Raw genomic sequence first — 26290 nt, 5'->3', positions numbered from 1 at the left:
CTACGCTTACCGGGGCGACAAAACAACCGTAGGCCGGATAAGCGCAGCGCATCCGGCTTTTTTACACGGAGGGGATGATGAAAAGAGTATTTCTCGCAGGCGCAGCGCTGCTGCTGAGCGCCAGCGCGCTGGCCGACGAGTGCGACAAAGCGACCACCCAGGTTGAACTGAATACCTGTAGCGCGCAGCAGTACCAGGCTGCCGACAAAAAGCTCAACCAGACCTATCAGGCCGCCGTCAAGCGTGCGGAAGCCCCTCAGCGCGAGCTGCTGAAAAAGGCGCAGCAGGCCTGGATTGCCCTGCGCGACGCAGATTGTGCGTTTATCGGTTCGGGGACGGAAGGCGGCAGCGTTCAGCCGATGATCGTGAATCAGTGCTTGGCGGAGAAAACCGTGGAGCGCGAGGCGTTTCTGGCCTCGCTGATGCAGTGTGAAGAGGGCGACTTAAGCTGCCCTCTCCCACCGGGGAACTAGCGCAAGCGGATCCCTTCGATAATCATCCGCTGCACGTTCTCCAGGGTGCTGTGGAAAAACGCTTCGTCCTGGAGCGTTTTTCCGGTCACCGCCTCGACCTGGGCCGCAAAGTCAGCGTAATGCTGGGTGGAGGCCCAAATCATAAAGATCAGATGATGCGGATCGACCGGGGCCAACTTTCCGCTGGCCACCCATCCGGCGATAATGGCCGACTTATCGTCCACCAGCTGCTTTAAATCTCCGGTCAGCTCCGCCTGCAACAGCGGCGCCCCCTGCAGCATCTCAAGACAAAACAGCCGTGATGCCTGCGGGTAATCGCGCGACACCTCCAGCTTCAGGCGAATGTACTCCCTGATCGCCACCAGCGGGGCCAGCTCCTCGCGGAACGCTTTCAGCGGCGCCAGCCAGATATCGAGGATCTGCTGCATCACCGCAACATACAGCGCCTCTTTCGACGGGTAATAGTAGAGCAGATTGGTTTTAGACACCCCGGACTGCTCCGCCACCTGCTCCAGGCGCGTGCCGTGAATGCCAAACTGCGAAAAGGTCTCCAGGGCCGCGCTGAGGATCGCCTGCTTCTTGGCGCTCACCGCCTGCGAACGTTTACCTGGTATTTTCACTGCGCCTTGTGTCATTCCCGCTCTCCTTATTCTGCGTTGCCCTCAGCATAGCAAAACCCCCGTCTCGCCACGACATCCTGCACCCCGATCGCGCATGAATGCCTGTTTTCTGTGCAATGTTTTTGACCAGTTAGTCCACATTTAATCATATCAAACCACCAACCTCTGATTAACACATTAATAACACTGCCATTTTCAAAACTGGCACTGCCTTTGCACAAACACCGTTACACCTGCGACGTAATGAAGAGAGGTTCGTGATGAAAATTGGCGTATTTGTACCCATCGGCAACAACGGCTGGCTTATCTCGACCACTGCACCGCAATACATGCCGACCTTTGAGCTGAATAAAGCCATCGTGCAAAAAGCGGAGCACTACCATTTCGACTTTGCGCTCTCGATGATCAAACTGCGCGGCTTCGGCGGCAAAACCGAGTTCTGGGATCACAACCTGGAGTCCTTCACCCTGATGGCCGGGCTAGCCGCGGTCACCTCGCGGATCCAGATCTACGCCACCGCTGCCACCCTCACCCTGCCCCCGGCGATTGTGGCGCGCATGGCCTCCACCATTGACTCCATCTCTGGCGGACGCTTTGGCGTCAACCTGGTTACCGGCTGGCAAAAACCCGAGTACGAGCAGATGGGGCTCTGGCCGGGCGACGATTACTTCTCGCGTCGCTACGACTACCTGACCGAGTACGTGCAGGTCCTGCGCGACCTGTGGGGTACCGGCAAAAGCGATTTCAAGGGCGACTTCTTCACCATGAACGACTGCCGCGTCAGCCCGCAGCCGTCGGTGCCGATGAAGGTGATTTGCGCCGGGCAGAGCGACGCGGGAATGGAGTTCTCGGCGAAATACGCCGACTTCAACTTCTGCTTCGGTAAAGGGGTTAACACGCCTGCCGCCTTCGCCCCGACCGCCGCGCGCATGAAAGAGGCCGCCGACAAAACCGGGCGCGACGTGGGCTCCTACGTGCTGTTTATGGTGATTGCCGACGAAACCGACGACGCCGCGCGCGCCAAATGGCAGCGCTATAAGGACGGCGCCGACGAGGAGGCCCTGAGCTGGCTCACCGAGCAGAGCCAGAAGGATACCCGCTCCGGGGCGGATACCAACGTTCGCCAGATGGCCGACCCGACCTCCGCGGTCAATATCAACATGGGCACGCTGGTCGGCTCGTACGCCAGCGTCGCCAGGATGCTGGACGAAGTGGCAGCCGTTCCCGGGGCGGAAGGCGTCCTGCTGACCTTTGATGACTTCCTCACCGGCGTGGAAACCTTCGGCGAGCGCATCCAGCCGCTGATGCAGTGCCGCGCCCACATCCCTGCCGTCACGAAGGAGGTAGCGTAATGACAACCCTTAACGCACGCCCGGAAGCCATCACCTTTGCGCCGCAGCAGAGCGCGCTGATCGTGGTGGACATGCAAAACGCCTACGCCAGCCAGGGCGGTTATCTGGATCTGGCGGGGTTCGACGTCTCCACCACCCAGCCGGTGATCGCGAACATCAAAACCGCCGTCGCCGCCGCGCGCGCCGCGGGCATGCTTATCATATGGTTCCAGAACGGCTGGGATGACCAGTACGTTGAGGCCGGTGGCCCCGGCTCGCCCAACTTCCACAAGTCGAACGCCCTGAAAACCATGCGTAAACGGCCCGAACTGCAGGGCAAGCTGCTGGCAAAAGGCGGCTGGGATTATCAGCTGGTGGATGAGCTGGTCCCGCAGGCGGGTGATATCGTCCTGCCGAAACCGCGCTACAGCGGCTTTTTCAACACCCCGCTCGACAGCCTGCTGCGCAGCCGGGGCATTCGCCATCTGGTCTTCACCGGCATTGCCACCAACGTCTGCGTGGAGTCGACCCTGCGCGACGGCTTTTTCCTCGAGTATTTCGGCGTGGTGCTGGAAGACGCGACCCATCAGGCCGGGCCGGATTTCGCCCAGAAGGCGGCCCTGTTCAATATCGAAACCTTTTTTGGCTGGGTCAGTAACGTTGCGGAGTTCTGCGACGCCCTGACTCCTCCGCTCGCCCGTATCGCCTGAGGAGACACACGATGCCGAAATCCGTAATCATCCCGCCGGGCACCAGCACGCCCATCGCCCCGTTTGTCCCCGGCACGCTCGCCGACGGCGTGGTGTATGTCTCCGGCACGCTGCCGTTTGATAAAGACAACAACGTGGTGTTTATCAACGACCCAAAGGCGCAAACCCGCCACGTGCTGGAGACGATCAAAACCGTGATCGAAACGGCGGGTGGCACGATGGAAGACGTGACCTTCAACAGCATCTTTATTACCGACTGGAAAAACTACGCCGCGATTAACGAAATCTACGCGGAGTTCTTCCCCGGCGATAAGCCGGCCCGATTCTGCATTCAGTGCGGGCTGGTGAAGCCGGACGCGCTGGTTGAGATCGCCACCGTTGCGCACATCGCGAAGTGAGGCGGCCATGAAACTCTCCGTCTCACCGCCCCCTTATGAGGGTGCGCCCGTGGTGGTCCTTATTGCCGGTCTCGGCGGCAGCGGCAGCTACTGGCTGCCCCAGCTGGCCGCGCTGGAACCGGAGTATCAGGTGGTGTGTTATGACCAGCGCGGAACGGGCACTAACCCCGACGCCCTGCCGGAAGGCTACAGCCTGGCACAGATGGCGGACGAACTGGCCCGGGCGCTGGCTGAGGCCGGGATCGCGCGCTACAGCGTCGTCGGTCACGCGCTGGGGGCGCTGGTCGGCCTGCAGCTGGCCCTCGACCGCCCCGACGCCCTCACCGCGCTGGTGTGCGTCAACGGCTGGTTGACCCTCAACGCGCATACCCGCCGCTGCTTTCAGATCCGCGAGCGCCTGCTGCATTACGGCGGCCCGCAGGCGTGGGTTGAGGCGCAGCCGCTGTTTCTCTACCCGGCAGACTGGATGGCCGCTCGCGCCCCCCGTCTGGAGGCCGAAGAAGCGCTGGCGCTGGCCCATTTTCAGGGAAAAGCCAACCTGCTGCACCGGCTGAACGCCCTGAAAAAGGCCGACTTCAGCCGCCACGCCGAACGCATCCGCTGCCCGGTCCAGATCATCTGTTCCGCCGACGACATGCTGGTGCCCTCTGTCTGCTCGTCTGAGCTGCAGGCAGCCATCCCGCACAGCCACAGCGCGGTGATGCGTCAGGGCGGCCATGCCTGCAACGTCACCGAGCCGGACACCTTCAACACCCTGCTGCTGAACGGGCTTGCCAGCCTGCTGCACAGTCATGAACACGCTTTATAAGGAGCCTTAATGAGCGAAGCCATTACCCCCGCCGCGCTGGAAACCCTGTTCACCGGCGCCCGCACCCATAACGGCTGGCAGGATATTGCCGTCACCGACGAGACGCTGCGCGAAATCTACGACCTGATGAAATGGGGGCCAACCTCGGCCAACTGCTCCCCGGCACGGATTGTGTTTGTGCGAAGCGCGGAAGGAAAAGAGAAGCTCCGCCCGGCGATCTCCAGCGGCAACCTGGAGAAAACGCTCACCGCCCCGGTTACGGCGATCGTGGCCTGGGACAGTGAATTCTACGAGCGCCTGCCTGAACTGTTCCCGCACGGCGATGCCAGAAGCTGGTTTACCGCAAGCCCCGCGCTGGCGGAAGAGACGGCTTTTCGCAACAGCTCGCTGCAGGCCGCCTACATGATTTTCGCCTGTCGCGCGCTGGGGCTGGACACCGGCCCGATGTCGGGCTTTGACCGACAAAAGGTCGACGAGGCCTTTTTCACCGGCACGACGCTTAAAAGCAATCTGCTGATCAACATTGGCTACGGCGACCCGGGCAAACTTTACGGGCGCCTGCCGCGCCTGACCTTCGACGATGCCTGCGGGCTGGCGTAAGGAGCGATCATGACGACACCGGATAAGCAAACCTTTCGCGACGCCATGGCCTGCGTTGGCGCGGCGGTGAACATCATCACCACCGACGGCTCGGCGGGGCTGGCAGGCTTCACCGCCAGCGCGGTGTGCAGCGTTACGGATTCACCGCCCACCCTGCTGGTGTGCCTGAACCGCGGCGCGTCCGTCTGGCCGACGTTCAGCGAAAACCGCACCCTTTGCGTGAATACCCTCAGCGCCGGACAGGAGCCGCTCTCAAACCTGTTTGGCGGCAAAACGCCAATGGAAGAACGCTTCGCCGCCGCCCGCTGGCAAACGGGCGACACGGGCTGTCCGCGTCTGGAGGATGCGCTGGCCTCGTTTGACTGCCACATCAGCCAGGTGGTGAGCGTCGGCACCCATGACATTCTGTTCTGCGACATCGTTTCGATTATTCGCCACCCGGCGCCGCAAGGGCTGGTGTGGTTTGACCGCGGCTACCACGCGCTGATGCGACCCGCCTGTTAAGGCGCTCTAAGGAGACAGACCATGTTCGGATTTCCCCACTGGCAGTTGAAATCGACCTCCACAGAAGCTGGCGTGGTCGCGCCGGATGAACGCCTCCCGCTCGGGCAGACGATGGTGATGGGCGTCCAGCACGCGGTCGCCATGTTTGGCGCCACGGTGCTAATGCCGATGCTGATGGGACTCGATCCCAACCTCTCGATTCTGATGTCCGGTATCGGCACCCTGCTGTTCTTTTTTGTCACCGGCGGGCGCGTGCCCAGCTATCTCGGCTCCAGCGCCGCCTTTGTCGGGGTGGTCATCGCCACCACCGGGTTTAACGGCCAGGGAATCAACCCCAACCTGAGCGTGGCCCTCGGCGGCATCATCGCCTGCGGTCTGGTGTATACCCTGATCGGTCTGGTGGTGATGAAGATCGGCACGCGCTGGATCGAACGCATGATGCCCCCCGTCGTCACCGGCGCGGTAGTAATGGCGATCGGTCTGAACCTTGCGCCGATTGCGGTGAAAAGCGTCTCCGGCTCGCCCTTTGAAAGCTGGATGGCCGTCGTGACCGTGCTGTGCATCGGTCTGGTGGCGGTCTTTACGCAGGGCATGATCCAGCGGCTGCTGATCCTGGTCGGGTTGATTGTCGCCTGTCTGGTATATGCCCTGCTGGCAAACGTTTTTGGTCTCGGCAAGCCGGTTGATTTTACGCTGCTGCATCAGGCCGCCTGGTTCGGCCTGCCGAAGGTGACCTCCCCCACCTTTAACACCCAGGCGATGATGCTTATCGCCCCCGTCGCCGTTATCCTGGTGGCGGAAAACCTGGGTCACCTGAAGGCGGTCGCGGGAATGACCGGACGCAGCATGGACCCGTACATGGGCCGCGCGTTCGTCGGCGACGGGCTGGCGACCATGCTCTCCGGTTCCGTGGGCGGCAGCGGCGTTACCACCTATGCCGAGAATATCGGCGTGATGGCGGTGACCAAAGTCTATTCGACGCTGGTCTTCGTGGCGGCGGCGGTGATGGCGATGCTGCTCGGCTTCTCGCCGAAATTCGGCGCGCTGATCCATACCATTCCGTCACCGGTCATCGGCGGGGCATCAATCGTGGTGTTTGGGCTGATCGCCGTGGCCGGGGCGCGCATCTGGGTGCAGCATCGCGTCGACCTTAGTCAGAATGGCAACCTGATTATGGTGGCGGTCACGCTGGTGCTGGGCGCGGGCGATTTTGCCCTGACGCTGGGCGGGTTTACGATCGGCGGGATTGGCACGGCGACCTTCGGCGCGATCCTGCTTAACGCCCTGCTGAGCCGCCGGATGGCCGCTGCGCCGCAGGGCGAGGTGGTGCGTCAGGAGTCGTGAAATCTCATTGTCGGGTGACGGCGATGCCTTACCCGACCTTTATGTTCGCTAAGAACACCTTTATGTCAGGCAATCACGCCTGCTCAAACAGTCGTTCGATAGATTTTGTAGGAAAGAAAAGAGAATGGCTGTTTTCATCCGTCAGCGGAATAAAGCCCTGCTTCAGATAAAATTGTTTTGCCTGGTCGTTGAGTGCATCAACAAATATTCCGTGTACGCCCACCGCCTGCGATGCCAGATAGACAACCCGCATGGCATGCGTGACGAGCGTCGTTCCCCACTCCAGCCCCTGTAAGTCTTTATGTATCGCCAGACGTCCCAGCGTTACGCTCGGTACGTTGCTATAAGGGATCCGACGCTGCTGAGTCTTAGAAGGCAGCATCGCTTTTTCAAAGCAACTACCAGACAACGTGTAATAGCCCAGGACTCGCGGACCATCGCGATCTTTAAGCAAATAGCCTCGTAAAATACGCCCATTGTGCTGACGCACCAGATGTTCTGTGAGGAAGACATTTAGCGAGGGTTCACCACAATCGAAGTCCCTGAAATCATAGTCTTTTCCCTCTGAAAACATTTCGATCGTGAGATTGTCCACGACGCTTCACTCCATGTTTCGAAGACGTTTCGCCGCTCGCTTCAGGCGTTCATTTGGCTCTGGTGGATTGTCGATGGCATCCATCACCGCATTCCAGGATGCTTCGTTTAATACGAGACGGCGGTGCTGCTCGATGACTTCCGCTGCCCGCTCTGACGCACTGTTCACCATAAACTGGGTGATCGTTTGATTCGTCATCGCTGCCGCTTCTTCAATCATTGTTTTGTCTTCGTCCGTTAAGCGAAGATCGATACGCTGTTTTTTCAGTGCTGGCATGGTTTACTTCACCGTGTACGGTATTTATCCGTACATATCGTAGATAAACCCGTCTGTTTTTTCAATCTAAACCTTCTTCAGCAGTCATGTCGCTCACAGGGTTCCGACGCTTTCTGAGCTTCAACTCGCTCACCAGCACCCCGGCGACAATAAACGCCGCGCCCACCAGGGCCAGCAGCGGCAGACGTTCCCCGGCCAGTCGCCCGAAAATGCCCGCCCAGACCGGCTCGCCGGTGTAGATGACCGTTGCCCGCGTTGGCGATACGCTGCGCTGCGCCCAGTTCATGGTGACCTGGATAATGGCGCTGAAAATCCCCAACCCCAGCGCCACCACGACCAGGCCGGTGGACAGCGGCGGTACGGACTCACCTGCCGGCACCATCGTCGCAAAGGCCACCAGCGAGGCCGTGGCGAGCTGCACCACCGTCACCCGTTTGACGTCGACCTTGCCCGCCCAGGCGCTGATCAGAATAATCTCCGCCGCAATGGCAATCGCCCCAATCAGGGTAATGATCTCGCCCGGCCCCAGCGCCAGAAGATTGTTTTCCGGCCCGGCCAGTAAGATCAGGCCGATAAACGCCAGCACGATGCCAATACAGGACATCAGACCCGGCAGCCGCCCCAGGCACAGCCATTGCAGTAGCGGCACCAGCGGCACATACATGGCAGTGATAAACGCGGATTTGCTGCTGGAGATGGTCTGCAATCCCCACGTCTGCAGGCTGTAGCCCATGGCTATCGCCACCCCAATCGCCACGCCCGCCTTAAGCTCTTTCAGCGTCAGACCCCGCAGCGTTTTAAGGGATATTAGCCCCACGGCTAACGCCGCCGTCGCAAAGCGAAGGCCGACAAAGAAGAACGGATCGCTGAGGGTCACCGCGTACTGAACGGCCAGAAACGTCCCGCCCCAAAACATGGTGATGAGAATGAGGATGGCTTCCTGTGGTTTTACGGAGAATTTAAAGCGTGAGACAGACATGCGGCACCAGCAAATGAGAACAATTCTGTAGTGTGCGTTGCCTTTGGTTACAGTTCAATGTTGCAGAAATAAAAAAACCGCCGGGGGAAACCCGGCGGCAGGGAGTCAACCCGGCGAATTACTTATTACCGCCATGGCTGTTTTTCCCCCCTTTCTTGCCAGCCTCAGATGCGCGCTGAGGGTCATTTTTAAAATTCCCCCCGCTATGCTGGCCACCTTTACGGCCTGCTTCTGATGCTCTTTCACGGTCTTCTGCGAAATTACCTGAACCACCACGATGGTTTGCCATCTCTAACCTCCAGAGTGTGAAACATTAGACATCATATTGCATTCAGTAAAAGAGGATTCTTTCACCTCGCGGCTCAAGGACAACGCCTTTATCTGTGCCGCGTGAAACTAAGCTTAGTGGAATGAGGTTATCCGGCAAGCCGAAGGTAATATCCTGCAACATGATCTCAGTCTTTCGGGTGAGATGACGCGGCGGTAATTCATAAGCCTTTCTTATCATTTTAAAAATCCGCACCGGGAAAGTTGTATCATTTTGCTACAAAGCCATTTTTCTCCTCATGTTGTTATAAATCAAATAAATGGCGTTCATTTTTGCAGTCTGGCTGTGATGACATATCTTTAAAAGAGCGCAGCGATCCGCTGTCAGAGAAACCAACGAGGAGTGAAGCAAAATGGCAAAAGTTCTGGTGCTCTATTATTCCATGTATGGACACATTGAAACCATGGCTCACGCGGTAGCAGAAGGTGCAAACAGGGTTGACGGCGTTGAGGTTGTGGTGAAACGCGTACCGGAAACCATGCAGGCAGAAGCCTTCGCGAAAGCCGGGGGAAAAACACAAAACGCCCCGGTCGCCACCCCGCAGGAGCTGGCGGATTATGATGCCATTATCTTCGGCACCCCAACCCGCTTCGGCAATATGTCAGGCCAGATGCGCACCTTCCTCGATCAAACCGGCGGACTTTGGGCATCCGGGGCGCTCTACGGCAAACTCGCCAGCGTATTTAGCTCTACCGGCACCGGCGGCGGTCAGGAGCAGACGATTACCTCAACCTGGACTACCCTTGCTCATCACGGGATGGTGATTGTGCCAATTGGCTACGGCGCGCAGGAGCTGTTTGATATTTCCCAGGTGCGCGGCGGTACGCCGTACGGTGCAACCACCATTGCCGGTGGGGATGGTTCACGCCAGCCAAGCAATGAAGAACTGTCTATCGCCCGCTATCAGGGTGAATACGTCGCGGGTCTGGCCAAAAAACTCAACGGCTAACACCCAACAGGAGGACAAGCATGCCAACTCAAGAATCCAAAGCTCACCACGTGGGCGAATGGGCAAGTTTACGCAACACCTCTCCGGAGATTGCCGAAGCTATCTTTGAAGTCGCGAAATACGATGAAAAGCTGGCCGAGCAGATTTGGGAAGAAGGCAACGATGAAGTGCTGGTGCGCGCCTTCGAAAAAACGGACAAAGACTCGCTCTTCTGGGGTGAGCAAACCATCGAACGTAAAAACGTTTAAGCGTTTCCCCCCGCCATCACGCGGGGGGTTCTCTCTTACTTCGCCGCGTTATTCATCACCGCATTGAATTTATCAACAGGACAGAAGCCGTTCGCATCCACCGGGCAGCCCTTCAGCTCCAGCGTCACGCGCTGCGCCGGAGACTGCAGCGACAGCACGCTGGCGTTGCGCAGCTGCTCTGAGCTCTGATAGACATACTCAATTTTCATCAGCTCCTGGTTGGCATTTTTGTCATGCCAGCGCTGGAAGACAATCTTGCCGCCAATCGGGGTGCGCTCCTGCTGGTCGTGCAGCTGGTACGGTTTGAAATCGAGGGCGGTGAGCAGGGAAGCAATGTTCGAATCATGCCCCACCAGCAGGGTGATCTTAGGCGCTTTCGCCTGCTCGGTGACCAGCGTTTTATCGATATACTTCACCAGCGGTTTCGCCACGTTTTGCGCCACCTCGGTAGAGGTAAACAGCGAGTCCTGATAGCCGTTTTTCAGCTTCGACAGCACGCGCCACTGCTGGTCGGTTTTGATTTCGCCCCAGGCGACCTGGTCGGCCGGGAAGCCTTCGTAATACTGCAGCGTGAACGCGTCCACCAGCGAGTTACCCACCTTCAGCGGCCCGGAAACGCCGGGCTCTTTTTCATAGTCGGCGCTGAAGGTATCTTTCGCGTCCGCCAGCGAGCAGACCTTTTTCTCTTTGCAGGACGGCGAGTCGGCGTAGTTGGTCATCTGCTCCAGCAGCTTGTAGCTTTCACCAAGCTGCATTTTCTGCCGCTCGGACTCCATCGCCTTGAGCGCTTTTTCGCGGAATTCCGGCGAGTTATCGGTAATCACCGGATTGAATGTCGGGTCCATGGTGCCCATTTTTTCCTGATGGTGCACGGGCACATCGCAGCCCGGGAACGCGCCGGTAATGAAGAACTGCGCGGTGGCGACGGTGCGCTGCAGGCTGTTGGCGTAAGCATAAACGCTATCCGCCGGTGGACATTCTCCCGTCTTCACCATCCCCTGCTGCGCCAGCCACTCGCGCATGTAGTGCCCCATATAGACCTCCAGCACGCCACCTTTGGTGGTGAGCTGGCCGCCCGGCACTTCCCACTCCGGCCACTGCTTCGGCGTGGACTGCTCCAGCACGCTGCCGTTATTGGCCAGCGGCGCGCGCAGGTTGTGACGGCTCATGATTAAAACTTGCTCCAGCTGATACCCTTCCGGCGTCTCTTGCGCCTGTACGCCAAACGTTGCTGAAATGGAACCGGCGACTGCCAGCGCGAGTAGTGCTTTTCTCATCCCTAATTCCTCACTCGTTTTAAAATGTCGCGTTCAGTGTGACAGGTTCGTCACAATTTTCCGGGAAGCATTTCTCAAACTGATGATTAACGTGCTTACGGAGTGTGCCAATTAGTTTTATAATAAAACCACACCCCACCGGAGAATTCGCTGTGAAACGTACCCGCCTTGAAGAGAGCACCTGCCCCGTTGCCCGTTCGCTGGATATCATTGGCGACTGGTGGTCGCTGCTGATCGTTCGAGACGCGCTTCGCGGTATTAAACGCTTCGGCGAGTTTCAGAAAAGCCTCGGTATCGCGAAAAACATGCTGACCACGCGGCTCAAGCTGCTGGTGGACGAAGGCATCCTCCGGCTTCAGCCCGCCTCCGACGGCAGCGCCTGGCAGGAATACGTCCTGACCGACAAGGGACGCGCCCTGCAAACCGTGCTGGTTGCCTTGTCCCAGTGGGGCAATGAATTTTTGTTCGCGGAAAACGAATGCGGCACCGTTCTTGTCGATAGCGAACAGCGCAAACCGCTGCGAAAACTGATGCTTATCGCCGACGACGGGCGCGAACTGACGCCTGAAGAGATCGTGGCCAAACTCCCCTCCTGAGCCCACCCGCCAGGCAAAAGCAAAAAAAACTCGCCAATGTGGTTGCATTATAAAACCAAATGACAGAGAGTTAATTCAGTTTCATATTGAAATCAAATAACCCACTTTGCCTGAGGTAATGCATTATGACTACGCAAATCACCACCGCCCTGATCACGGGTGCCTCTTCCGGGATCGGTGCCGTCTATGCCGATCGCCTTGCCGCGCACGGTGCCAACCTGGTCCTGGTCGCCCGCCGCGAGGATCGCCTGAAAACCCTCGCCGCCGACCTGCGCGCGCGCTACGGGGTCGCAGTCGATATTCTGGTGGCCGATCTCACCGATGAAGCCGGGATCCGCGCGGTGGAAGAGGAACTGCGCAGCAATACCGCCATTGATACGCTGGTTAACAACGCGGGCACCGCGCAGATGGCGCCGTTCCTCGCGGGCGAGGTGGCGCAGCATCAGGCCATCAATACCCTCAACACCACGGCGCTGATGCGGCTGACCTACGCCATTCTCCCGCGACTGGCGCGGAACAATCGCGGCACGCTGATCAATATCGCCTCGGTGTTATCGCTTCATGTCCGTGCGGGCAGCGCGCTCTACAGCGCCACCAAGGCCTGGGTACTGAGCTTTACCCGCGGACTGCAGGAAGAATTTGCCGACAGCAGCGTGCGCATTCAGGCCGTGCTGCCCGCCGCCACCGCGACGGAGATCTGGAGCCATTCTGGCGTCACGGTGGACGATCTGCCGGAAGGATCGGTGATGACCACCGACGATATGGTGGATGCGTCACTGGCGGGGCTGGATCAGGGCGAACCGATCACCATCCCGCCGATGCATGACGTCAGCCTGTGGGACCGCTACGAAGCGGCGCGCCTCGAGCTGTTTAACAGCGCGCGCACCGGCATCCCGGCTCCGCGCTACGTAAAGCAGTAGCCTAACGCTCCAGCTGGTCGCCGTACTCGCTCATCCAGGCGGCCAGCGGCGAGAGCGCATCCTGCAGGGTTAACCCCAGCCCGGTAATCTGATACTCCACGCGCGGCGGGATCTCCGGGTAGACCGTCCGCGTCACCAGCCCGCGCTGTTCAAACAGGCGCAGCTGCTTCGTCAGCTCTTTCTGGGTGATGGGTGCAGCCGCCCGCAGCAAATCGCCAAAGCGGACAGGCGTGTTAATCACAATAAGACGATAAAGGATCGGGATTGCCCATTTGCCGGAAATCAGGTTTACAAACTGCGTCATCGGGCAGGTATAGGCCTCAGATTTTTTTTCACAGCACTCACCCAGCATTTCTGCCATAGCACACCTCTTGCCTCGTTAGTATCCATTTGGTACCTGGTTTCCTTTCGATACTAACGTTTCTATAGTGCTTTCTCCAGTGACATTTCAGGAGAAGAACATGGGTCGTTTAACCGATAAGTATACGTTGATTACCGGCGGCACCAGCGGCATCGGTCTTGCCACCGCGCAGGCGTTTATCGCCGAAGGGGCGCGCGTCGCCGTGACCGGACGCAACCCGGACACCCTCGCTGAAGCTGAGCGCATTCTGGGCGATAAGGCCTGGGTGATCCCGACCGATGCGGGCGATATCGCCTCGCAAAAAGCGCTGGCGGAAACCCTCGCCGCCCGCTGGCCGCGCCTGGACGCGGTGTTTCTCAACGCCGGCGACGTGACGCACGCGCCGCTGGAAGCCTGGCAGGAAGAGGCCTGGGACCGTCTGATGAACATCAACCTGAAGGGGCCGTTCTTTTTAATCCAGGCGCTGCTGCCGCTGCTGAATAACCCGTCCTCGATAATCCTCTGCGGCTCCGTGAGCGCGCGCATCGGCCTGCCCACCAGCAGCGTGTATGCCGCGAGCAAGGCCGCCCTGCTGTCGCTGGCGCGCACGCTGTCGGCAGAGCTGCTGCCGCGCGGGATCCGCGTCAACGGCCTGAGCCCCGGTCCGGTGGAGACCCCGGCGTTTACGAAAACGGGCTTAAGCGACGAGGCGCTTAACGCGATGATGGCGGAAATCATCAAGCTGGTGCCGCTCGGCAGAATGGGCTCGACGACGGAGCTGGCAAAAGCCGCGCTCTATCTGGCCTCCGACGAGTCGAGCTACACGGTGGGAACGGAGCTGCTGGTGGACGGCGGCATGGGAAGTCTGTAATTCAAAAGGCGCTGATGCCGGTGACCGCGCCGACATACAGCGCCGCCCACGCGCAGGCGGAAAGCAGGCTGACGGCGTAGACTTTGACGGCGTTCAGCCTGAGCATACCCGCCGCCAGCGGCACGACATAACGCAACACCGCCAGAAAGCGCGACGTAAACAGGGCGATGACGCCGTTCTTTTGTAGCTGATGCTGGACCCGTAAAAACGTAGCGGCATGCTTCGCCGTGAAGCGCGTGACCAGCCGGGTGTGCCCCATCAACTGGCCGATATGGTAATTCAGCATCGAACCTGCCGTCGCCCCCATCACCACGGCCAGCCACGCCAGGGCAGGATGCATGCTCCCCTGGCTGACGCCGATGCCCGCCAGCAGCATCACCGAGGCGGGCGGCAGCACGGAGGAGATCAGCACCGTCGATTTGCTCAGCGCCATCACGAATAACAGCGCGAACAGATGTGCCGGATACAGCGCAAAATGATTCAGCAGATTATCAAGCCACGCCATTTTCCTCTCCCCCGTTAATTATTTAATTCTCCATTTAAAATGAATAACCTTAAATAAACCCTCAACATTTTATTAATAAGATTTATCTAAACCGTTCTTAAACATTATTTAATTTTCTGAGCGCTAAATTTAAACAGGCGTATTATCCCTCTCGTTTTACAACGATCTCGTTATGGCGAGGCTCCTGTACAAATACACGTTATCGCTCTGGTAGGTTCGAGAGAACCGGCACAGGGTAAAACAGGCACTGTCGAATCAAGGCTTTGTCAGTATAACTTCCCTTGCGGGATACGGTGTACAGTGCTGAACCCAGGACGTGGGGATCTCCTCTTCGACATGCCCTGTCTTGCTCGCCCCTGAGAGATGTTATTATTCAAAGGGAATTCACTATGTCTTACGCTATTCACAACCAAAACCTGGCATTCAATGACAGCGCGGTCGCGCAATATATGAATACCGATTTTATCGTCCTCGATATTGCATTATGCGTGGCGCTGGCGCGCGAGCAATTCTTCAAAAAATTAAAAGACGATGATATTCCGTCGCATATTTTTATTGAAGACAATGGCCGCCTTGCGGGGATGGTTGCCGTGCGCAAGCTGCTACAGACCACAGATACCGTACAGCCAATTAAAAGCCTGATGATTTCGCAGTTTTTGCAGGTCAAACCGGAGGATGAACGTGCCGATGTTGCAGGACTGCTGGCGCACGGCGACGCAGATGTCGTGCCCGTGGTGACCCACGGCAAACTCGTCGGCTGCCTGACCGAGCGCGAAATCGCCCATCTGCTGGAAGATGACGTCACCGAAGATGCCCAGCTTCAGGGGGCGACGCTGCCGCTGGAGAAGCCCTATCTGGAAACCAGCGCCTTCAGCCTGTGGAAGAAACGCTCCGTCTGGCTGCTGCTGCTGTTTGTCGCCGAAGCCTACACCAGCTCGGTCATTCAGCATTTTGAAGAGGCACTGGAGTCCGCCATCGCGCTGGCGTTCTTTATTCCGCTGCTGATCGGCACGGGCGGCAACAGCGGGACGCAGATCACCTCCACGCTGGTGCGCGCCATGGCGCTGGGTGAAGTTCATCTGCGCGACGTGGGCCGCGTACTGCGCAAAGAGATGACCACCTCGCTGATGATTGCTGTGACGCTCGGCATTGCCGGGTGCATTCGCGCCTGGATGATGGGGATTGGGCTGGAGATTACGCTCATCGTCAGCCTGACGCTGGTGTGCATTACGCTGTGGAGTGCGATCGTGTCGTCCGTCATTCCGATGGTGCTCAAGCGCTGCGGCATTGACCCGGCGGTCGTCTCCGCGCCGTTTATCGCGACGCTGATCGACGGTACCGGGCTGATTATCTACTTTAAGATCGCGCAATATACGCTGGGGCTGGAGTGATGTGATTCCTTGCCGGGTGGCGCTGCCGCTTACCCGGCCTACCCATCCCGTAGGCCCGTGCAAGCGCAGCGCCGCCGGGCAACAATCAGATCGCACCAAGCGCTCTCACCGCCTGCCCAAATGCCTCAATCGCCAGGGCAACATCCTCAGCCATCACCGATTCCGCCGGATGGTGGCTTATCCCGCCCTTACAGCGCACAAACAGCATCCCCACCGGCCAGCGTTCCGCCAGAGCGATGGTGTCATGCCCGGCGCCGCTGGGCAGAGATAACGAGCGCCCCTGCACCGATTCAACCGCGTCGCCCAGCAGGCGCTGCAAACGCGCATCGCACGGCGTGGCGGCGATCCGGTAAAACTCCTCGGCGCTGAAGCTCAGCCCGCGACGGGCGGCGATCGCCTGCGCCTGCGCCAGCAGTTCAGCGAGCAGCGCGTCCAGCGGGGCATCCTGCGGGCCGCGAATATCCAGCGAGAGCGCAACCTCGCCGGGGATGACGTTCACCGCGCCGGGCAGGCAGCGCAGTTCCCCGACCGTCGCCACCCGGTTGCCGCCCTGCTGCCGGGTGGTGTTTTCAATCAGCACCATCCACTCGGCGGCGGCGGCCAGAGCATCCTTACGATGGTTCATCGGCACGGTACCGGCGTGCCCGGCCTCGCCGGTGAAGCGGCAGTTGAGGCGGCGCGCGCCGTTGATGGCTTCCACCACGCCCAGCGCCAGCCCTTCCTGCTCCAGACACGGTCCCTGTTCGATATGCAGTTCCAGACAGGCGCTGAAATCCTCCTGATGGCGTGCCGCGAGCGCCACGCGAGTGGGATCGAGTCCTGCCTGCACCATCGCCTGCGCCACGCTGATGCCCTGGGCATCGCACGTCTCCAGCCAGCCCTGCGGCCAGGTTCCCGTCAGACCACGGCTGCCCAGCAGGGTGATGCCAAAACGGGTCCCCTCTTCGTCGCCAAAGCCGACAATCTCGATGGCCTGCGCCAGATGCCGCCCCTGCTGGTGCAGGTTGTCCACCACTTCGATGGCGGTGAGCACCCCGAGCATGCCGTCGTAGCGCCCGGCGTTGCGTACGGTGTCCAGATGCGAACCGAGCAGCACCGCCTGCGCCCCCTCCTGCGCGCCCTCGTAGCGTCCACAGATATTGCCCACGCTGTCCTGCCAGACGGTCATGCCCGCCTGGCGCATCCACTCTCCAACCAGCTGGTTGGCCTGGAGATGCTGCGTGGAGAGATAGACCCGCGTCAGGCCGTCCGGGGTTTCGCTGATGGCGGCCAGCGCGTCGGCGCGCGCCATCACCCGCTCTGCCGCCGGGCTCATTGCGGCGTCTCGCGACGATAGTGGTCCCACGCGGCCTGCATGGCGGCCCCCTGGGTGGTGGTGAATTTGAGGTAGTTCAGCACCGACTCCAGCGCGCTCAGGGTAGTCATCACGCAGTCCTTGCGCGCGTTGTAGCCCATGGTGCCAATGCGCCACACTTTGCCGTGCAGCGGGCCAAACGAGGTGCCGATTTCAATCCCGAAATCCTCCAGCATCAGCTTGCGCACCTGGTCGCCGTTGACGCCCTGCGGTATCACCACGCCCAGCACGTTGTTCATCTTGTGCTTCAGGTCGCCGAAGGTCTCCAGCCCCATCGCCTGAATGCCCTTCAGCAGCGCATCGCCGTGCAGCCTGTGGCGGGCGATGCCGTTATCCAGCCCCTCCTGCAGGATCAGTCGCGCGCATTCGCGAGCGCCAAACAGTGCGGTGGTCGCTTCGGTGTGGTGGTTCAGCCGCTCCGGCCCCCAGTAGTCCATCACCATGCCGAGATCGAAGTAGTTGGAGTAGATCATCTCCTCGTCGCCGTCGCGGTGGGCGTCGGTGCGAATACCCTCCTCCACGCACTTGCGGCGACGGATTGCCTCTTCCATCCGCGCGCTCAGGGTGATCGGCGACGTGCCGGACGGGCCGCCGAGGCACTTCTGCATCCCGGCCGAGACGGCGTCCAGCCCCCAGGCGTCGGTCTCCAGCGCGTTGCCGCCGAGCGACGCGGTGGCATCGGTGTAAAACAGCACGTCGTAGCGGCGGCAGATCGCGCCAAGCTCGGCGAGCGGCTGCAGCATGGTGGTGGAGGTGTCGCCCTGCACGGTTAGCAGCAGGCGCGGACGAATACGCTTAATCGCATCCTCCACCTGGTCCGGGGTAAACACCTCGCCCCACGGTACTTCGATGGTATGCACCTCCGCGCGGCAGCGGCGGGCAATTTCGCACAGCAGGTGACCAAAGCGGCCAAACACCGGCACCAGCACCTTATCTCCCGGGCGAATGGCGGAGACCAGAATGGCTTCAATCCCCGCGCGGGAGGTGCCGTCCACCAGCATCGTCCAGCGGTTTTCGGTGCGGAACACGCCGCGATAGAGCGCCATCACCTCGTTCATGTAGTGGGTCATGGCCGGATCGTACTGGCCGATCAGCTGGCTCGACATGGCGCGCAGCACGCGCGGGTCGGCGTTGATCGGGCCCGGCCCCATCAGCAGGCGCTGGGGCGGGTTGATTTGCGGAAAGTGTGCGATATCCATTGTTCAGTCCTTATCAGTTGAGACCGCGCACGGAGGAGATGAACTGCTTCAGTTCCGTGGTCTGCGGGTTGGCGAACAGCGTTTTGCTGTCGCCCTGCTCCCAGACTTTCCCCTGGTGCATAAACACCACGCGGTCGCCCACTTCGCGGGCAAAATTCATTTCATGGGTAACCAGTATGAGCGTCATCCCCTCGGCTGCCAGCTGCTCCAGAACCTTGAGCACTTCGCCCACCAGCTCCGGGTCGAGGGCGGAGGTGATCTCGTCGCAGAGTAACACTTTCGGCGACATGGCCAGCGCCCGGGCAATCGCCACGCGCTGCTGCTGGCCGCCGGAGAGGCTCGACGGGTAGTAATCCAGACGATCGCCAAGCCCCACTTTCTCCAGCATGCGCTGGGCCAATTCGCGGCATTCGGCGGCGCTTTTCTTCAGCACCCGACGCGGGGCGAGCATCACGTTCTCCAGCGCCGTCATGTGCGGGAACAGGTTAAAGCTCTGGAACACCATCCCCACCGAGCGGCTGATTTCGCGCGCCTGGGAATCCCGGTCGGTAATGGTCATGCCGCCCAGCTTGATGCTGCCGTCCTGATAGCCTTCCAGGCCGTTGATGCAGCGCAGGAGCGTGCTTTTGCCCGATCCGCTGCGCCCGATGATGGAGATCACCTGGCCCATGTCGATATCCAGATCGACGCCCTTGAGCACGTGGTTATTACCGTAGTACTTCTGCACCTGATTAATGGTGATGAGAGGCATTGAATTTCGTCTCCAGATAGCGGCTGTAGCGCGACAGCGGATAACACAGAATAAAGTAGCCGAGCGCCACCAGCGCAAAGACCTTAAACGGCTGATAGGTCACGTTGGTCAGCATGGTCCCGGCCTTGGTCAGCTCGACAAAACCGATAATCGACGCCAGCGCGGTGCCTTTGATCACCTGCACGGCAAAGCCGACCGTCGGCGCAATGCCGATGCGCAGCGCCTGCGGGGCGACCACGCGAAACAGGGTCTGTCCAAAGGTCAACCCCAGACAGCGCGACGCTTCCCACTGCCCCTTCGGCAGCGCGCGAATGCTGCCGTACCAGATATCGAGCAGAAACGCGCTGGTGTAAAACGTCAGCGCCAGCGAGGCGGCGGTCCACGGCGAAACGTCGATGCCGAACAGCGCCACGCCGAAGAAGGCCAGGAACAGCTGCATCAGCAGCGGCGTGCCCTGAAACAGCTCAATATAGCCGCGGATGATGCGCTTCACCGTGCGCCCGCCGGTGAGGCGCAGCAGCAGGAGCGGCAGCGTCACCGCCGCCCCGCCGACAAACGCCACCAGCGACAGCAGCACCGTCCAGCGCCCGGCCAGCAGCAGGTTGCGAATAATGTCCCAGTCGGTAAAGGTGGTCATCATGCCTGCACCCCCAGCCATTTGCGTCCTGCCGCCATCATCAGCTGGCGCAGGGTAATCGACAGCGCCAGGTAAATCCCGGTGGTCACCAAATAGACCTCAAAGCTTAAAAACGTTCTGGACTGGATCAGGTTGGCGGCGAAGGTCAGCTCTTCATACGAGACCTGCGACACCACCGACGAGCCGAGCATCACGATGATGCACTGGCTCACCAGCGCCGGGTAAATGCGCTGCAGCGCGGGCGGCAGCACCACGCGGATAAAGGTCTGCAGGCGGGTCAGCCCCAGCACGCGCCCGGCCTCCCACTGCCCTTTCGGCGTGACCTGAATGCCCGCGCGGATAATTTCGGTGCTGTACGCACCCAGGTTCACCACCATTGCCAATAGCGCCGCTTCCCCCGCCGTCATCTTCAGGCCCAGATTCGGCAGACCGAAGACGATGAAAAACAGCTGCACCACAAACGGCGTGTTGCGGATGATTTCCACGTACGCGCCCCAGATACGGCTGAACCAGGTGGTGCGTCCGCTGCGGATCGCCGCCCCGAAAATCCCGATTGCCAGCCCGCCGACGGTGGCCATTACCGTCAGCTGAACGGTGACCCACAATCCCGCCAGCAGCGCCGGCCAGTGCGGCCAGAGGGCTGAAAAATCAAGTTGCTCCGTCATCGGCTCAGGCGCCAAGGTTTGCCGGCAGCGGGGCCTTCAGCCACTGCTCGGACAGGCCGTTCAGCGTGCCGTCCTTAATGCCCTGCTCGATCAGCGCGTCCACTTTTGCCTTCAGGGCCGGTTCGTTTTTCTTCAGGCCAATAAAGCACGGCGAGTCTTTCAGCATAAAGCTCGGGACCGGGGCTTTATCCGCGTTCTGGCGCGAAATGGCCGCCACCACGAGGTTGCCTGTTGCCACGTACTGCACCTGGCCAGAGAGGTAGGCGGAGAGCGTGGTGTTATTGTCTTCGTAGCGCTTCACGTCCGCGTCTTTCGGCGCCAGGCCGGTCAGCACCATGTCCTCCACCGCCCCGCGCGTCACGCCGATGGTTTTTCCACTCAGCGCGGCGGCGTCCTTCAGTTCAGCCCCTTTCGGACCAAACACGCCGAGGAAGAACGGCGCGTAGGCGCGGCTGAAGTCGATCACCTTCTCGCGCTCCGGGTTTTTACCGAGGCTGGAAATGACCAGGTCCACCTTATCGGTTTGCAGGTACGGCACGCGGTTGGCACTGGTCACGGGCACCAGCTGCAGCTTGAGCTTCATCTGTTTGGCCAGATAGCGCGCCATGTCGATGTCATAGCCCTGCGGCTGCAGATCGGTCCCCACCGAGCCAAACGGCGGGAAGTCCTGCGGAACGGCAATGCGAATCGTGCCGCGCTTCTCGATATCCTGAAGCTGGTCAGCCTTTGCCGGCAGCTGTGTGAAGAGGCATGCGGCCCCGGCCAATGCAATTAACAGTTTTTTCATGGTGCTTCCCCGTAACGTTAACATGAAACAAAAGATTCTTTGAAGGTGATTTTGCAACTAATGTGCCAGATAACGCGAAGCGGGGATTTTTCTAATAAAGCCTGATAAAACGCGGGCGGGGCGAAACCGCTCTCCATTTTCGCCCCGCCCTTATGCACCATTTTAATGCAAAGCACCACCCTGATGCCCCATTATCGCTGTTCGAGTTCGTCCAGTAGCTGGTAGAGGGAGGCGATCTCGTGAATGCGCGGACGGCCCTGATCGAGAATGTCATGCAGGAAGGCGTTCGCCAGCAGGTTGATCAGGCTGTTGACCGAGGAATAGCTATCATAGGCCGAGACGCTGTCCAGCGGGGCGCAGAGCTGCCAGCTCGCCAGCGGAAAAAGGCTGTGGGCCTGCGGCTCGCACATCAGCAGCACCGGAATACCGCTGCTCTGAAGCTGCTGCAGCAGCGGGCGGATGATGCGCGGGCGACGGCGAAAGGCCATCATCACCACCAGATCGTCCGGCGTTAAGTCCACCAGCTCCTCGCTCAGGCTCTGCCCCGGCTGCGGCAGCACCAGCACCTGACCGCGCGCCTGCAGCAGCTGCTGGCGCAGGTGCAGCGCCGCCGGATAGGCGTTACGCATGCCGATAATGACGATGCGGCGCGCCCTGACCATGCAGGCTATGGCGTCGGCAAACTGCTGCGCGTCGAGGGCATTGACCCACTGGGTCAGGTTCGCCATCTCCTGCTTATAGTGGCGCGCCAGCAGCGTGTTGCCCTGCACCGCGTCGCGGTTATCGGTGAGCGGCATTCCGCTCTGGCGCAGGGTGCGCAGCTCGTCGCGCATGTCCTTATATTTCTCATAGCCCAGCCGCTTAAACAGACGGCTCACCGTGGCTTTCGACACCCCGCTCAGCTGCGCCAGCTCGGCGCTGTTGTAGCTAATCAGATCGTCAAAATGGTCGAATATAAAGTCCGCCACCCGCTGCTCCTGCGGCGACAGCGACGGGTATTGTGCTTTCAGACGTTCATCTAACTGTTCCATAGCGCCTCTGTAACTTTTGTTTCATTACATTGTACCTTTTTTGTATGTATTCATTATACGTGCCAGTTTAATGAAACTTTTCTTTCAGAACTGGAACAGCTTTTGCAGCACCTTGTGACTTTCAGGGTTACGAGGACGCTTCATGCAAAGTAATGTCTCCACGCACGGCATGGCCGTTGCGCCCCACCATCTTGCCAGCCAGAGCGCGCTGGCGGTGCTGCGCGAAGGCGGCAGCGCGATAGAGGCGATGGTCGCGGCAGCGGCCACCATCGCCGTGGTTTACCCGCATATGAACGGGCTGGGCGGCGATGGCTTATGGCTTATCGTGCCGCCGGAAGGCGACCCCATCGCCATTGACGCCAGCGGCGCGGCGGGATCGCGCGCGACGCTGGCCGCCTACGATGGGCTCACGCAGATCCCCCATCGCGGACCGCAGGCGGCGCTAACCGTCGCCGGCACGGTAAGCGGCTGGGACGAGGCGCTGAAGGTCTCGCGCGAAATCACCGGCAAAACGCTGCCGCTGGCCCGCCTGCTGGCCGACGCCATTGACTATGCGCAGAACGGCACCCCGGTCACGGCCTCTCAGGCCCACGCCACGGCCAGCAAGTTCGACGAGCTGAAGGCTATCCCCGGATTCGCGGAAACCTGGCTGGTGAACGGTAAGCCGCCGCAGGTCGGGAGCCGGTTTTACCAGCCCGCCATGGCCACGACCCTGACGCGCCTGGCGGAAGAGGGTCTCGACAGCTTTTATCGCGGCCCGCTGGCGGAAGTCCTGGCGCACGGCATGGAGACGCTGGGTCTCCCCGTAACGCTGGCCGATCTCAACGCCCACGCGGCCCGGCGCACCACGCCGCTGAAGCTGGAGCATCAGCAGGGAGAGATCTTTAACCACGCCCCGCCAACGCAGGGGCTGGTCTCGCTGGCGATACTCGGCATCACCGACCGCCTGAACATGGCGGAGGCCGACGACGCCGAAACCCTTCACCGCATCGTGGAAGCCACCAAGCTGGCCTTTGGCCTGCGCGATGCCCACATCACCGACCCACGCGCGCTGAAAACCGATATTCAGGGTCTGCTGGATCCCGCCGCGCTGCAGGCGCTTGCCGACAGGGTTGACGACGGCCGCGCCGCGCCGTGGGGAACCGGAAAAGGCCCCGGCGATACGGTGTGGATGGGGGTGATGGACAGCAGCGGGCTTGCCGTCTCGTTTATCCAGAGCCTTTATCACGAGTTCGGCAGCGGCGTTGTCCTGCCCGATACCGGCATCCTCTGGCAGAACCGGGGCGCATCGTTCAGCCTCGATCCCGCCCATCTTCTGGCCCTCGCGCCGGGCAAACAGCCGTTCCACACCCTGAACCCGGCGGCGGCGCGTCTGAAGGACGGGCGTGTGATGGTGTACGGATCGATGGGCGGCGACGGACAGCCGCAAACCCAGGCCGCGCTCTTTACCCGCTACGTTGTCCAGGGCGTGCCCCTGCAGGAGAGCATCACCCGCCCACGCTGGCTGCTGGGGCGCACCTGGGGGCAAACCTCAGACACCTTAAAGCTTGAAGGGCGTTTTTCATCCGAGACGGTCGCGCGCCTGCGGGCACTCGGTCACGAGGTGGAGCTATTCCCTGACTTTAGTGAAGCCATGGGCCACGCGGGCGCCATTGTTCGCCACCCCAACGGGCTGTTTGAAGGGGCATTTGACCCGCGCAGCAACGGCGCGGCCGCCGGATTCTGAGGAGAAAATAATGACGACACACCAACCCGACTGGCAGGCGTACCTGGCGCAGATGGAAACCGTACTCGGCGTGACGCTGGATGACGCCCGCCGGGCCGAACTGCAGCTGCAGTTTAGCCGCATAGCCAGCATGGCCGCCCCGCTGATGGCGCTGCCGCTCGACGACCGTCTGGAGATCGCAGGAGTGTATAAAGCATGACGCTACACGAGATGAGTATCAGCGCTATTCAGCAGGCGCTGAGCGCGGGGGAGCTGAGCGCTCGCGAGATCGCCCGACAGACGCTGGAGGGGATTGCGCGCGTTAACCCGCAGATCGGCGCCTGGACCGCCGTGACGGAAGCACGCATGCTCGCCGAGGCCGACAATATCGATACCCTGCGACGGGAAAAGCGCCCCCTGCCGCCGCTGGCGGGCGTGCCCTACGCGGTGAAAAACCTGTTCGACGTTGCCGGTCACACCACCCTCGCCGGGGCCGAGCTGTTCAGCCAGCGCCCCGCCGCGGCCGCCGACAGCTTCGCCGTGCGCCAGCTGCGCAGCGCGGGCGGGCTGCTGACTGGGATGGTCAATATGGACGCCTACGCCTACGGCTTTACCACCGAGAACAGCCACTACGGCGCAACGCGTAACCCGCACGATCTGACGCGCATTGCGGGCGGGTCGTCCGGCGGTTCAGCCGCCGCGGTGGCCGCCGGGCTGGTGCACTTTTCGCTCGGCACCGACACCAACGGCTCGATTCGCGTTCCGGCCTCCCTGTGCGGCATCTACGGCCTGAAGCCCACCTTTGGCCGCCTGTCGCGATCCGGCAGCCATCCGTTTGTCGCGAGCCTGGATCATATCGGGCCCTTTGCGCGCCGCGTATGCGACCTGGCGTCCGTGTACGACGCGCTGCAGGGCCGGGACACCAGCGACGGTTTTCAGGCAGAGAGCTCGCGGGAACAGACGCGCCCCCTGCTTGACCGCGGGCTTGACGGCCTGCGCTGCGCGGTGCTCGGCGGCTACTTCACCACCTGGTGCGACGCGGACGCCAGAGACGCCGTGGCGCGGGTGGCGAAGGCGCTCGACGTGCAGGATGAGCTTCTGTTTCCTGACGCCGAGCTGGCGCGCTCCGCGGCGTTTATCATCAGCGCCTCCGAGGGTGGAAATCAGTACCTTCCCGCGCTTCGCCGCGAGCCCGAGCGTTTTGAGCCGCACTCCCGCGAACGCCTGCTGGCCGGGGCGATGATCCCTTCCGCCTGGTACATTCAGGCCCAGCGGTTTCGCGCGCAGGCACGGCAGGCGTTTCACGCGTTGTTTGCACGGGCCGACGTGCTGATTGCCCCGGCAACGCCGCGCAGCGCCACGCGGATCGGCGAGCAGACCATGGAGATTAACGGTCAGCCGCTTCCCATCCGCGCCAGCATGGGGATGCTGACCCAGCCGATTTCGTTTTTAGGCCTGCCCGTGACCACCGTTCCGCTGCGCACCGCGCAGGGCGCGCCCATTGGCCTGCAGCTGATTGCCGCGCCGTTTAACGAGCAGGCCTGCCTGCGCGTCGCGCGGGTTCTGGAAGAGAGCGGCATCACCGATGCCCGCCCGGCGGAGATAGCAGCATGATGAATCACGATGACATTAACCTCCCGTGGGTGGTTGCCGAGGTGACGGCCGCGTTTTACCGCTATGAGGACGCGCTGGTGAGCAACAACGTTGCGGTGCTGGACGAGCTGTTCTGGCACGACAAAAACACGGTACGGCTGGGGGCGGGTGAAAACCTGTACGGGATCGATGAAATCCGCGCCTTTCGTGCGGCGCGCCCCGCCGCCGGGCTGCAGCGGACGTTGCGCCACACCGTCATCACCACCTTCGGGGAGGATTATGCCGTATGCAGCACCGAGTTTACCCGCGAGAGCACGGAACGCGTTGGCCGCCAGCAGCAGACGTGGGTGCGGTTTGCCTACGGGTGGCGCATTGTGGCGGCGCAGGTGAGTTTGATGGTGTAACGCTGAAAAACCTGCCCGGTGGCGCTGCGCTTACCGGGCCTACGATGTCCCGTATGCCCTGTGGGCCCTGTAGGCCGGGTAAGGCGCAGCCGCCACCCGGC

At 60.8% G+C, this 26290-nt stretch carries 33 protein-coding genes and 1 riboswitch; of the genes, 18 read left to right on the top strand and 15 right to left on the bottom strand.

Annotation, left to right across the window (positions count from 1 at the left end; all coding sequences use genetic code 11):
- Window positions 1–77: 77 nt before the first annotated feature.
- Window positions 78–473, top strand: coding sequence for a lysozyme inhibitor LprI family protein (locus tag PI91_RS10700; RefSeq protein WP_008499817.1), 396 nt, complete (start codon window positions 78–80; stop codon window positions 471–473).
- Here PI91_RS10700 and rutR read toward each other — a convergent pair.
- The gene (gene rutR, locus PI91_RS10695; RefSeq protein ID WP_039266118.1) at window positions 470–1108 is read right to left on the bottom strand and encodes an HTH-type transcriptional regulator RutR; all 639 of its coding nucleotides are present in this window, start codon (window positions 1106–1108) and stop codon (window positions 470–472) included. The genes PI91_RS10700 and rutR overlap by 4 nt on opposite strands.
- 245 nt (window positions 1109–1353) lie before the next feature.
- Between rutR and rutA the strand changes: the two genes are divergently transcribed.
- Genes rutA through rutG form a run of 7 tightly spaced genes read left to right on the top strand, consistent with a single transcriptional unit; the run spans window position 1354 to window position 6788 of the window.
- Window positions 1354–2445 (top strand): pyrimidine utilization protein A, encoded by a 1092-nt coding sequence (gene rutA, locus PI91_RS10690; RefSeq protein WP_039266117.1) that lies wholly within the window; start codon window positions 1354–1356, stop codon window positions 2443–2445.
- Window positions 2445–3134 (top strand): pyrimidine utilization protein B, encoded by a 690-nt coding sequence (gene rutB, locus PI91_RS10685; RefSeq protein WP_039266116.1) that lies wholly within the window; start codon window positions 2445–2447, stop codon window positions 3132–3134. Before rutA ends, rutB begins: the two co-directional genes overlap by 1 nt.
- Window positions 3135–3145: 11 nt before the next feature.
- Window positions 3146–3532 (top strand): pyrimidine utilization protein C, encoded by a 387-nt coding sequence (gene rutC, locus PI91_RS10680; protein WP_008499822.1) that lies wholly within the window; start codon window positions 3146–3148, stop codon window positions 3530–3532.
- Window positions 3533–3539: 7 nt separating this feature from the next.
- Window positions 3540–4340 carry a pyrimidine utilization protein D gene (rutD, locus tag PI91_RS10675; protein ID WP_039266115.1) on the top strand — a complete coding sequence of 267 codons (801 nt, stop codon included), beginning with the start codon at window positions 3540–3542 and terminating at the stop codon, window positions 4338–4340.
- Between the two features lie 9 nt (window positions 4341–4349).
- Complete coding sequence (locus PI91_RS10670; RefSeq protein WP_039266114.1) at window positions 4350–4940, top strand: malonic semialdehyde reductase; 591 nt, start codon at window positions 4350–4352, stop codon at window positions 4938–4940.
- A gap of 9 nt (window positions 4941–4949) precedes the next feature.
- Window positions 4950–5444 (top strand): NADH-dependent FMN reductase RutF, encoded by a 495-nt coding sequence (gene rutF, locus PI91_RS10665; RefSeq protein ID WP_039266113.1) that lies wholly within the window; start codon window positions 4950–4952, stop codon window positions 5442–5444.
- Between the two features lie 21 nt (window positions 5445–5465).
- Entirely contained in the window at window positions 5466–6788 is a 1323-nt protein-coding gene (rutG, locus tag PI91_RS10660) for a pyrimidine utilization transport protein G (RefSeq protein WP_039266112.1), read from the top strand.
- A 73-nt stretch (window positions 6789–6861) separates the two neighbouring features.
- Here rutG and PI91_RS10655 read toward each other — a convergent pair whose 3' ends face one another.
- From PI91_RS10655 to PI91_RS10640, 4 genes are all read right to left on the bottom strand, one after another.
- Complete coding sequence (locus PI91_RS10655; RefSeq protein WP_032651255.1) at window positions 6862–7383, bottom strand: GNAT family N-acetyltransferase; 522 nt, start codon at window positions 7381–7383, stop codon at window positions 6862–6864.
- A gap of 6 nt (window positions 7384–7389) precedes the next feature.
- A complete protein-coding gene (locus tag PI91_RS10650; protein WP_008499829.1) occupies window positions 7390–7659 on the bottom strand; it encodes a DUF1778 domain-containing protein in 270 nt (89 codons plus the stop codon).
- 61 nt (window positions 7660–7720) lie between these two features.
- On the bottom strand, window positions 7721–8638 hold the full coding sequence (locus tag PI91_RS10645) for a DMT family transporter (protein ID WP_039266111.1): 918 nt from the start codon (window positions 8636–8638) through the stop codon (window positions 7721–7723).
- Window positions 8639–8756: 118 nt separating this feature from the next.
- Window positions 8757–8927, bottom strand: a complete 171-nt coding sequence (locus PI91_RS10640; RefSeq protein WP_013097201.1) for a general stress protein — start codon at window positions 8925–8927, stop codon at window positions 8757–8759.
- 391 nt (window positions 8928–9318) lie between these two features.
- On the opposite strand from PI91_RS10640, the gene wrbA reads away from it, so the two are divergent.
- On the top strand, window positions 9319–9915 hold the full coding sequence (gene wrbA, locus PI91_RS10635) for an NAD(P)H:quinone oxidoreductase (protein ID WP_008499831.1): 597 nt from the start codon (window positions 9319–9321) through the stop codon (window positions 9913–9915).
- Between the two features lie 20 nt (window positions 9916–9935).
- Window positions 9936–10163, top strand: coding sequence for a YccJ family protein (locus PI91_RS10630; RefSeq protein WP_008499832.1), 228 nt, complete (start codon window positions 9936–9938; stop codon window positions 10161–10163).
- Window positions 10164–10198: 35 nt separating this feature from the next.
- On the opposite strand, the gene agp is transcribed toward PI91_RS10630, so the two are convergent.
- Window positions 10199–11440 carry a bifunctional glucose-1-phosphatase/inositol phosphatase gene (agp, locus tag PI91_RS10625; RefSeq protein WP_008499833.1) on the bottom strand — a complete coding sequence of 414 codons (1242 nt, stop codon included), beginning with the start codon at window positions 11438–11440 and terminating at the stop codon, window positions 10199–10201.
- A gap of 152 nt (window positions 11441–11592) precedes the next feature.
- Between agp and PI91_RS10620 the strand changes: the two genes are divergently transcribed.
- Window positions 11593–12036 carry a helix-turn-helix domain-containing protein gene (locus PI91_RS10620; RefSeq protein ID WP_008499834.1) on the top strand — a complete coding sequence of 148 codons (444 nt, stop codon included), beginning with the start codon at window positions 11593–11595 and terminating at the stop codon, window positions 12034–12036.
- A gap of 125 nt (window positions 12037–12161) precedes the next feature.
- Window positions 12162–12956, top strand: coding sequence for an SDR family oxidoreductase (locus tag PI91_RS10615; protein WP_039266110.1), 795 nt, complete (start codon window positions 12162–12164; stop codon window positions 12954–12956).
- Window position 12957: 1 nt separating this feature from the next.
- Here the strand turns inward: PI91_RS10615 and PI91_RS10610 are convergent, their stop codons facing one another.
- Entirely contained in the window at window positions 12958–13317 is a 360-nt protein-coding gene (locus tag PI91_RS10610) for a helix-turn-helix domain-containing protein (protein ID WP_008499836.1), read from the bottom strand.
- Between the two features lie 100 nt (window positions 13318–13417).
- Between PI91_RS10610 and PI91_RS10605 the strand changes: the two genes are divergently transcribed.
- Complete coding sequence (locus tag PI91_RS10605; protein ID WP_023343729.1) at window positions 13418–14167, top strand: SDR family oxidoreductase; 750 nt, start codon at window positions 13418–13420, stop codon at window positions 14165–14167.
- 1 nt (window position 14168) lies between these two features.
- Here PI91_RS10605 and PI91_RS10600 read toward each other — a convergent pair whose 3' ends face one another.
- Complete coding sequence (locus PI91_RS10600; RefSeq protein ID WP_039266109.1) at window positions 14169–14672, bottom strand: DedA family protein; 504 nt, start codon at window positions 14670–14672, stop codon at window positions 14169–14171.
- A gap of 159 nt (window positions 14673–14831) precedes the next feature.
- A riboswitch (M-box (ykoK) riboswitch) is annotated at window positions 14832–15001 on the top strand.
- A 60-nt stretch (window positions 15002–15061) separates the two neighbouring features.
- Here PI91_RS10600 and PI91_RS10595 point away from each other — a divergent pair.
- Entirely contained in the window at window positions 15062–16063 is a 1002-nt protein-coding gene (locus tag PI91_RS10595) for a magnesium transporter (RefSeq protein ID WP_021240818.1), read from the top strand.
- 85 nt (window positions 16064–16148) lie between these two features.
- On the opposite strand, the gene hpxK is transcribed toward PI91_RS10595, so the two are convergent.
- The 7 genes from hpxK to hpxU form a co-directional block, all read right to left on the bottom strand.
- Complete coding sequence (gene hpxK, locus PI91_RS10590) at window positions 16149–17378, bottom strand: allantoate amidohydrolase (RefSeq protein WP_023327071.1); 1230 nt, start codon at window positions 17376–17378, stop codon at window positions 16149–16151.
- A complete protein-coding gene (locus PI91_RS10585; RefSeq protein ID WP_025912976.1) occupies window positions 17375–18616 on the bottom strand; it encodes an alanine--glyoxylate aminotransferase family protein in 1242 nt (413 codons plus the stop codon). Before PI91_RS10585 ends, hpxK begins: the two co-directional genes overlap by 4 nt.
- A gap of 13 nt (window positions 18617–18629) precedes the next feature.
- Entirely contained in the window at window positions 18630–19367 is a 738-nt protein-coding gene (locus PI91_RS10580; RefSeq protein WP_023292833.1) for an amino acid ABC transporter ATP-binding protein, read from the bottom strand.
- On the bottom strand, window positions 19348–20004 hold the full coding sequence (locus PI91_RS10575; RefSeq protein ID WP_071530936.1) for an amino acid ABC transporter permease: 657 nt from the start codon (window positions 20002–20004) through the stop codon (window positions 19348–19350). Before PI91_RS10575 ends, PI91_RS10580 begins: the two co-directional genes overlap by 20 nt.
- Complete coding sequence (locus PI91_RS10570; protein WP_023343724.1) at window positions 20004–20669, bottom strand: amino acid ABC transporter permease; 666 nt, start codon at window positions 20667–20669, stop codon at window positions 20004–20006. The genes PI91_RS10575 and PI91_RS10570 overlap by 1 nt, the downstream gene beginning before the upstream one ends.
- A 4-nt stretch (window positions 20670–20673) precedes the next feature.
- Window positions 20674–21456 carry a transporter substrate-binding domain-containing protein gene (locus tag PI91_RS10565; RefSeq protein ID WP_023311064.1) on the bottom strand — a complete coding sequence of 261 codons (783 nt, stop codon included), beginning with the start codon at window positions 21454–21456 and terminating at the stop codon, window positions 20674–20676.
- A gap of 191 nt (window positions 21457–21647) precedes the next feature.
- Complete coding sequence (hpxU, locus tag PI91_RS10560) at window positions 21648–22487, bottom strand: MurR/RpiR family transcriptional regulator HpxU (protein WP_039266108.1); 840 nt, start codon at window positions 22485–22487, stop codon at window positions 21648–21650.
- A 142-nt stretch (window positions 22488–22629) separates the two neighbouring features.
- Between hpxU and hpxW the strand changes: the two genes are divergently transcribed.
- From hpxW to hpxZ, 4 genes are read left to right on the top strand one after another with little or no spacing between them, the layout of a single operon-like run.
- Complete coding sequence (gene hpxW, locus PI91_RS10555; RefSeq protein WP_039266107.1) at window positions 22630–24213, top strand: oxamate amidohydrolase; 1584 nt, start codon at window positions 22630–22632, stop codon at window positions 24211–24213.
- A gap of 10 nt (window positions 24214–24223) precedes the next feature.
- Window positions 24224–24412 carry an oxalurate catabolism protein HpxX gene (hpxX, locus tag PI91_RS10550; RefSeq protein ID WP_008499849.1) on the top strand — a complete coding sequence of 63 codons (189 nt, stop codon included), beginning with the start codon at window positions 24224–24226 and terminating at the stop codon, window positions 24410–24412.
- On the top strand, window positions 24409–25806 hold the full coding sequence (locus PI91_RS10545; RefSeq protein ID WP_039266106.1) for an AtzE family amidohydrolase: 1398 nt from the start codon (window positions 24409–24411) through the stop codon (window positions 25804–25806). The genes hpxX and PI91_RS10545 overlap by 4 nt, the downstream gene beginning before the upstream one ends.
- Entirely contained in the window at window positions 25803–26189 is a 387-nt protein-coding gene (gene hpxZ, locus PI91_RS10540; protein WP_039266105.1) for an oxalurate catabolism protein HpxZ, read from the top strand. Before PI91_RS10545 ends, hpxZ begins: the two co-directional genes overlap by 4 nt.
- The last annotated feature ends 101 nt before the right edge of the window (window positions 26190–26290 follow it).

The sequence above is a fragment of the Enterobacter sp. FB genome, assembly GCF_000805795.1.
Taxonomy (GTDB): Bacteria; Pseudomonadota; Gammaproteobacteria; order Enterobacterales; family Enterobacteriaceae; genus Enterobacter; species Enterobacter roggenkampii.
The sequence above is the reverse complement of the archived record's forward strand: the minus strand, read 5'-3'. Positions and strand labels throughout refer to the sequence as shown.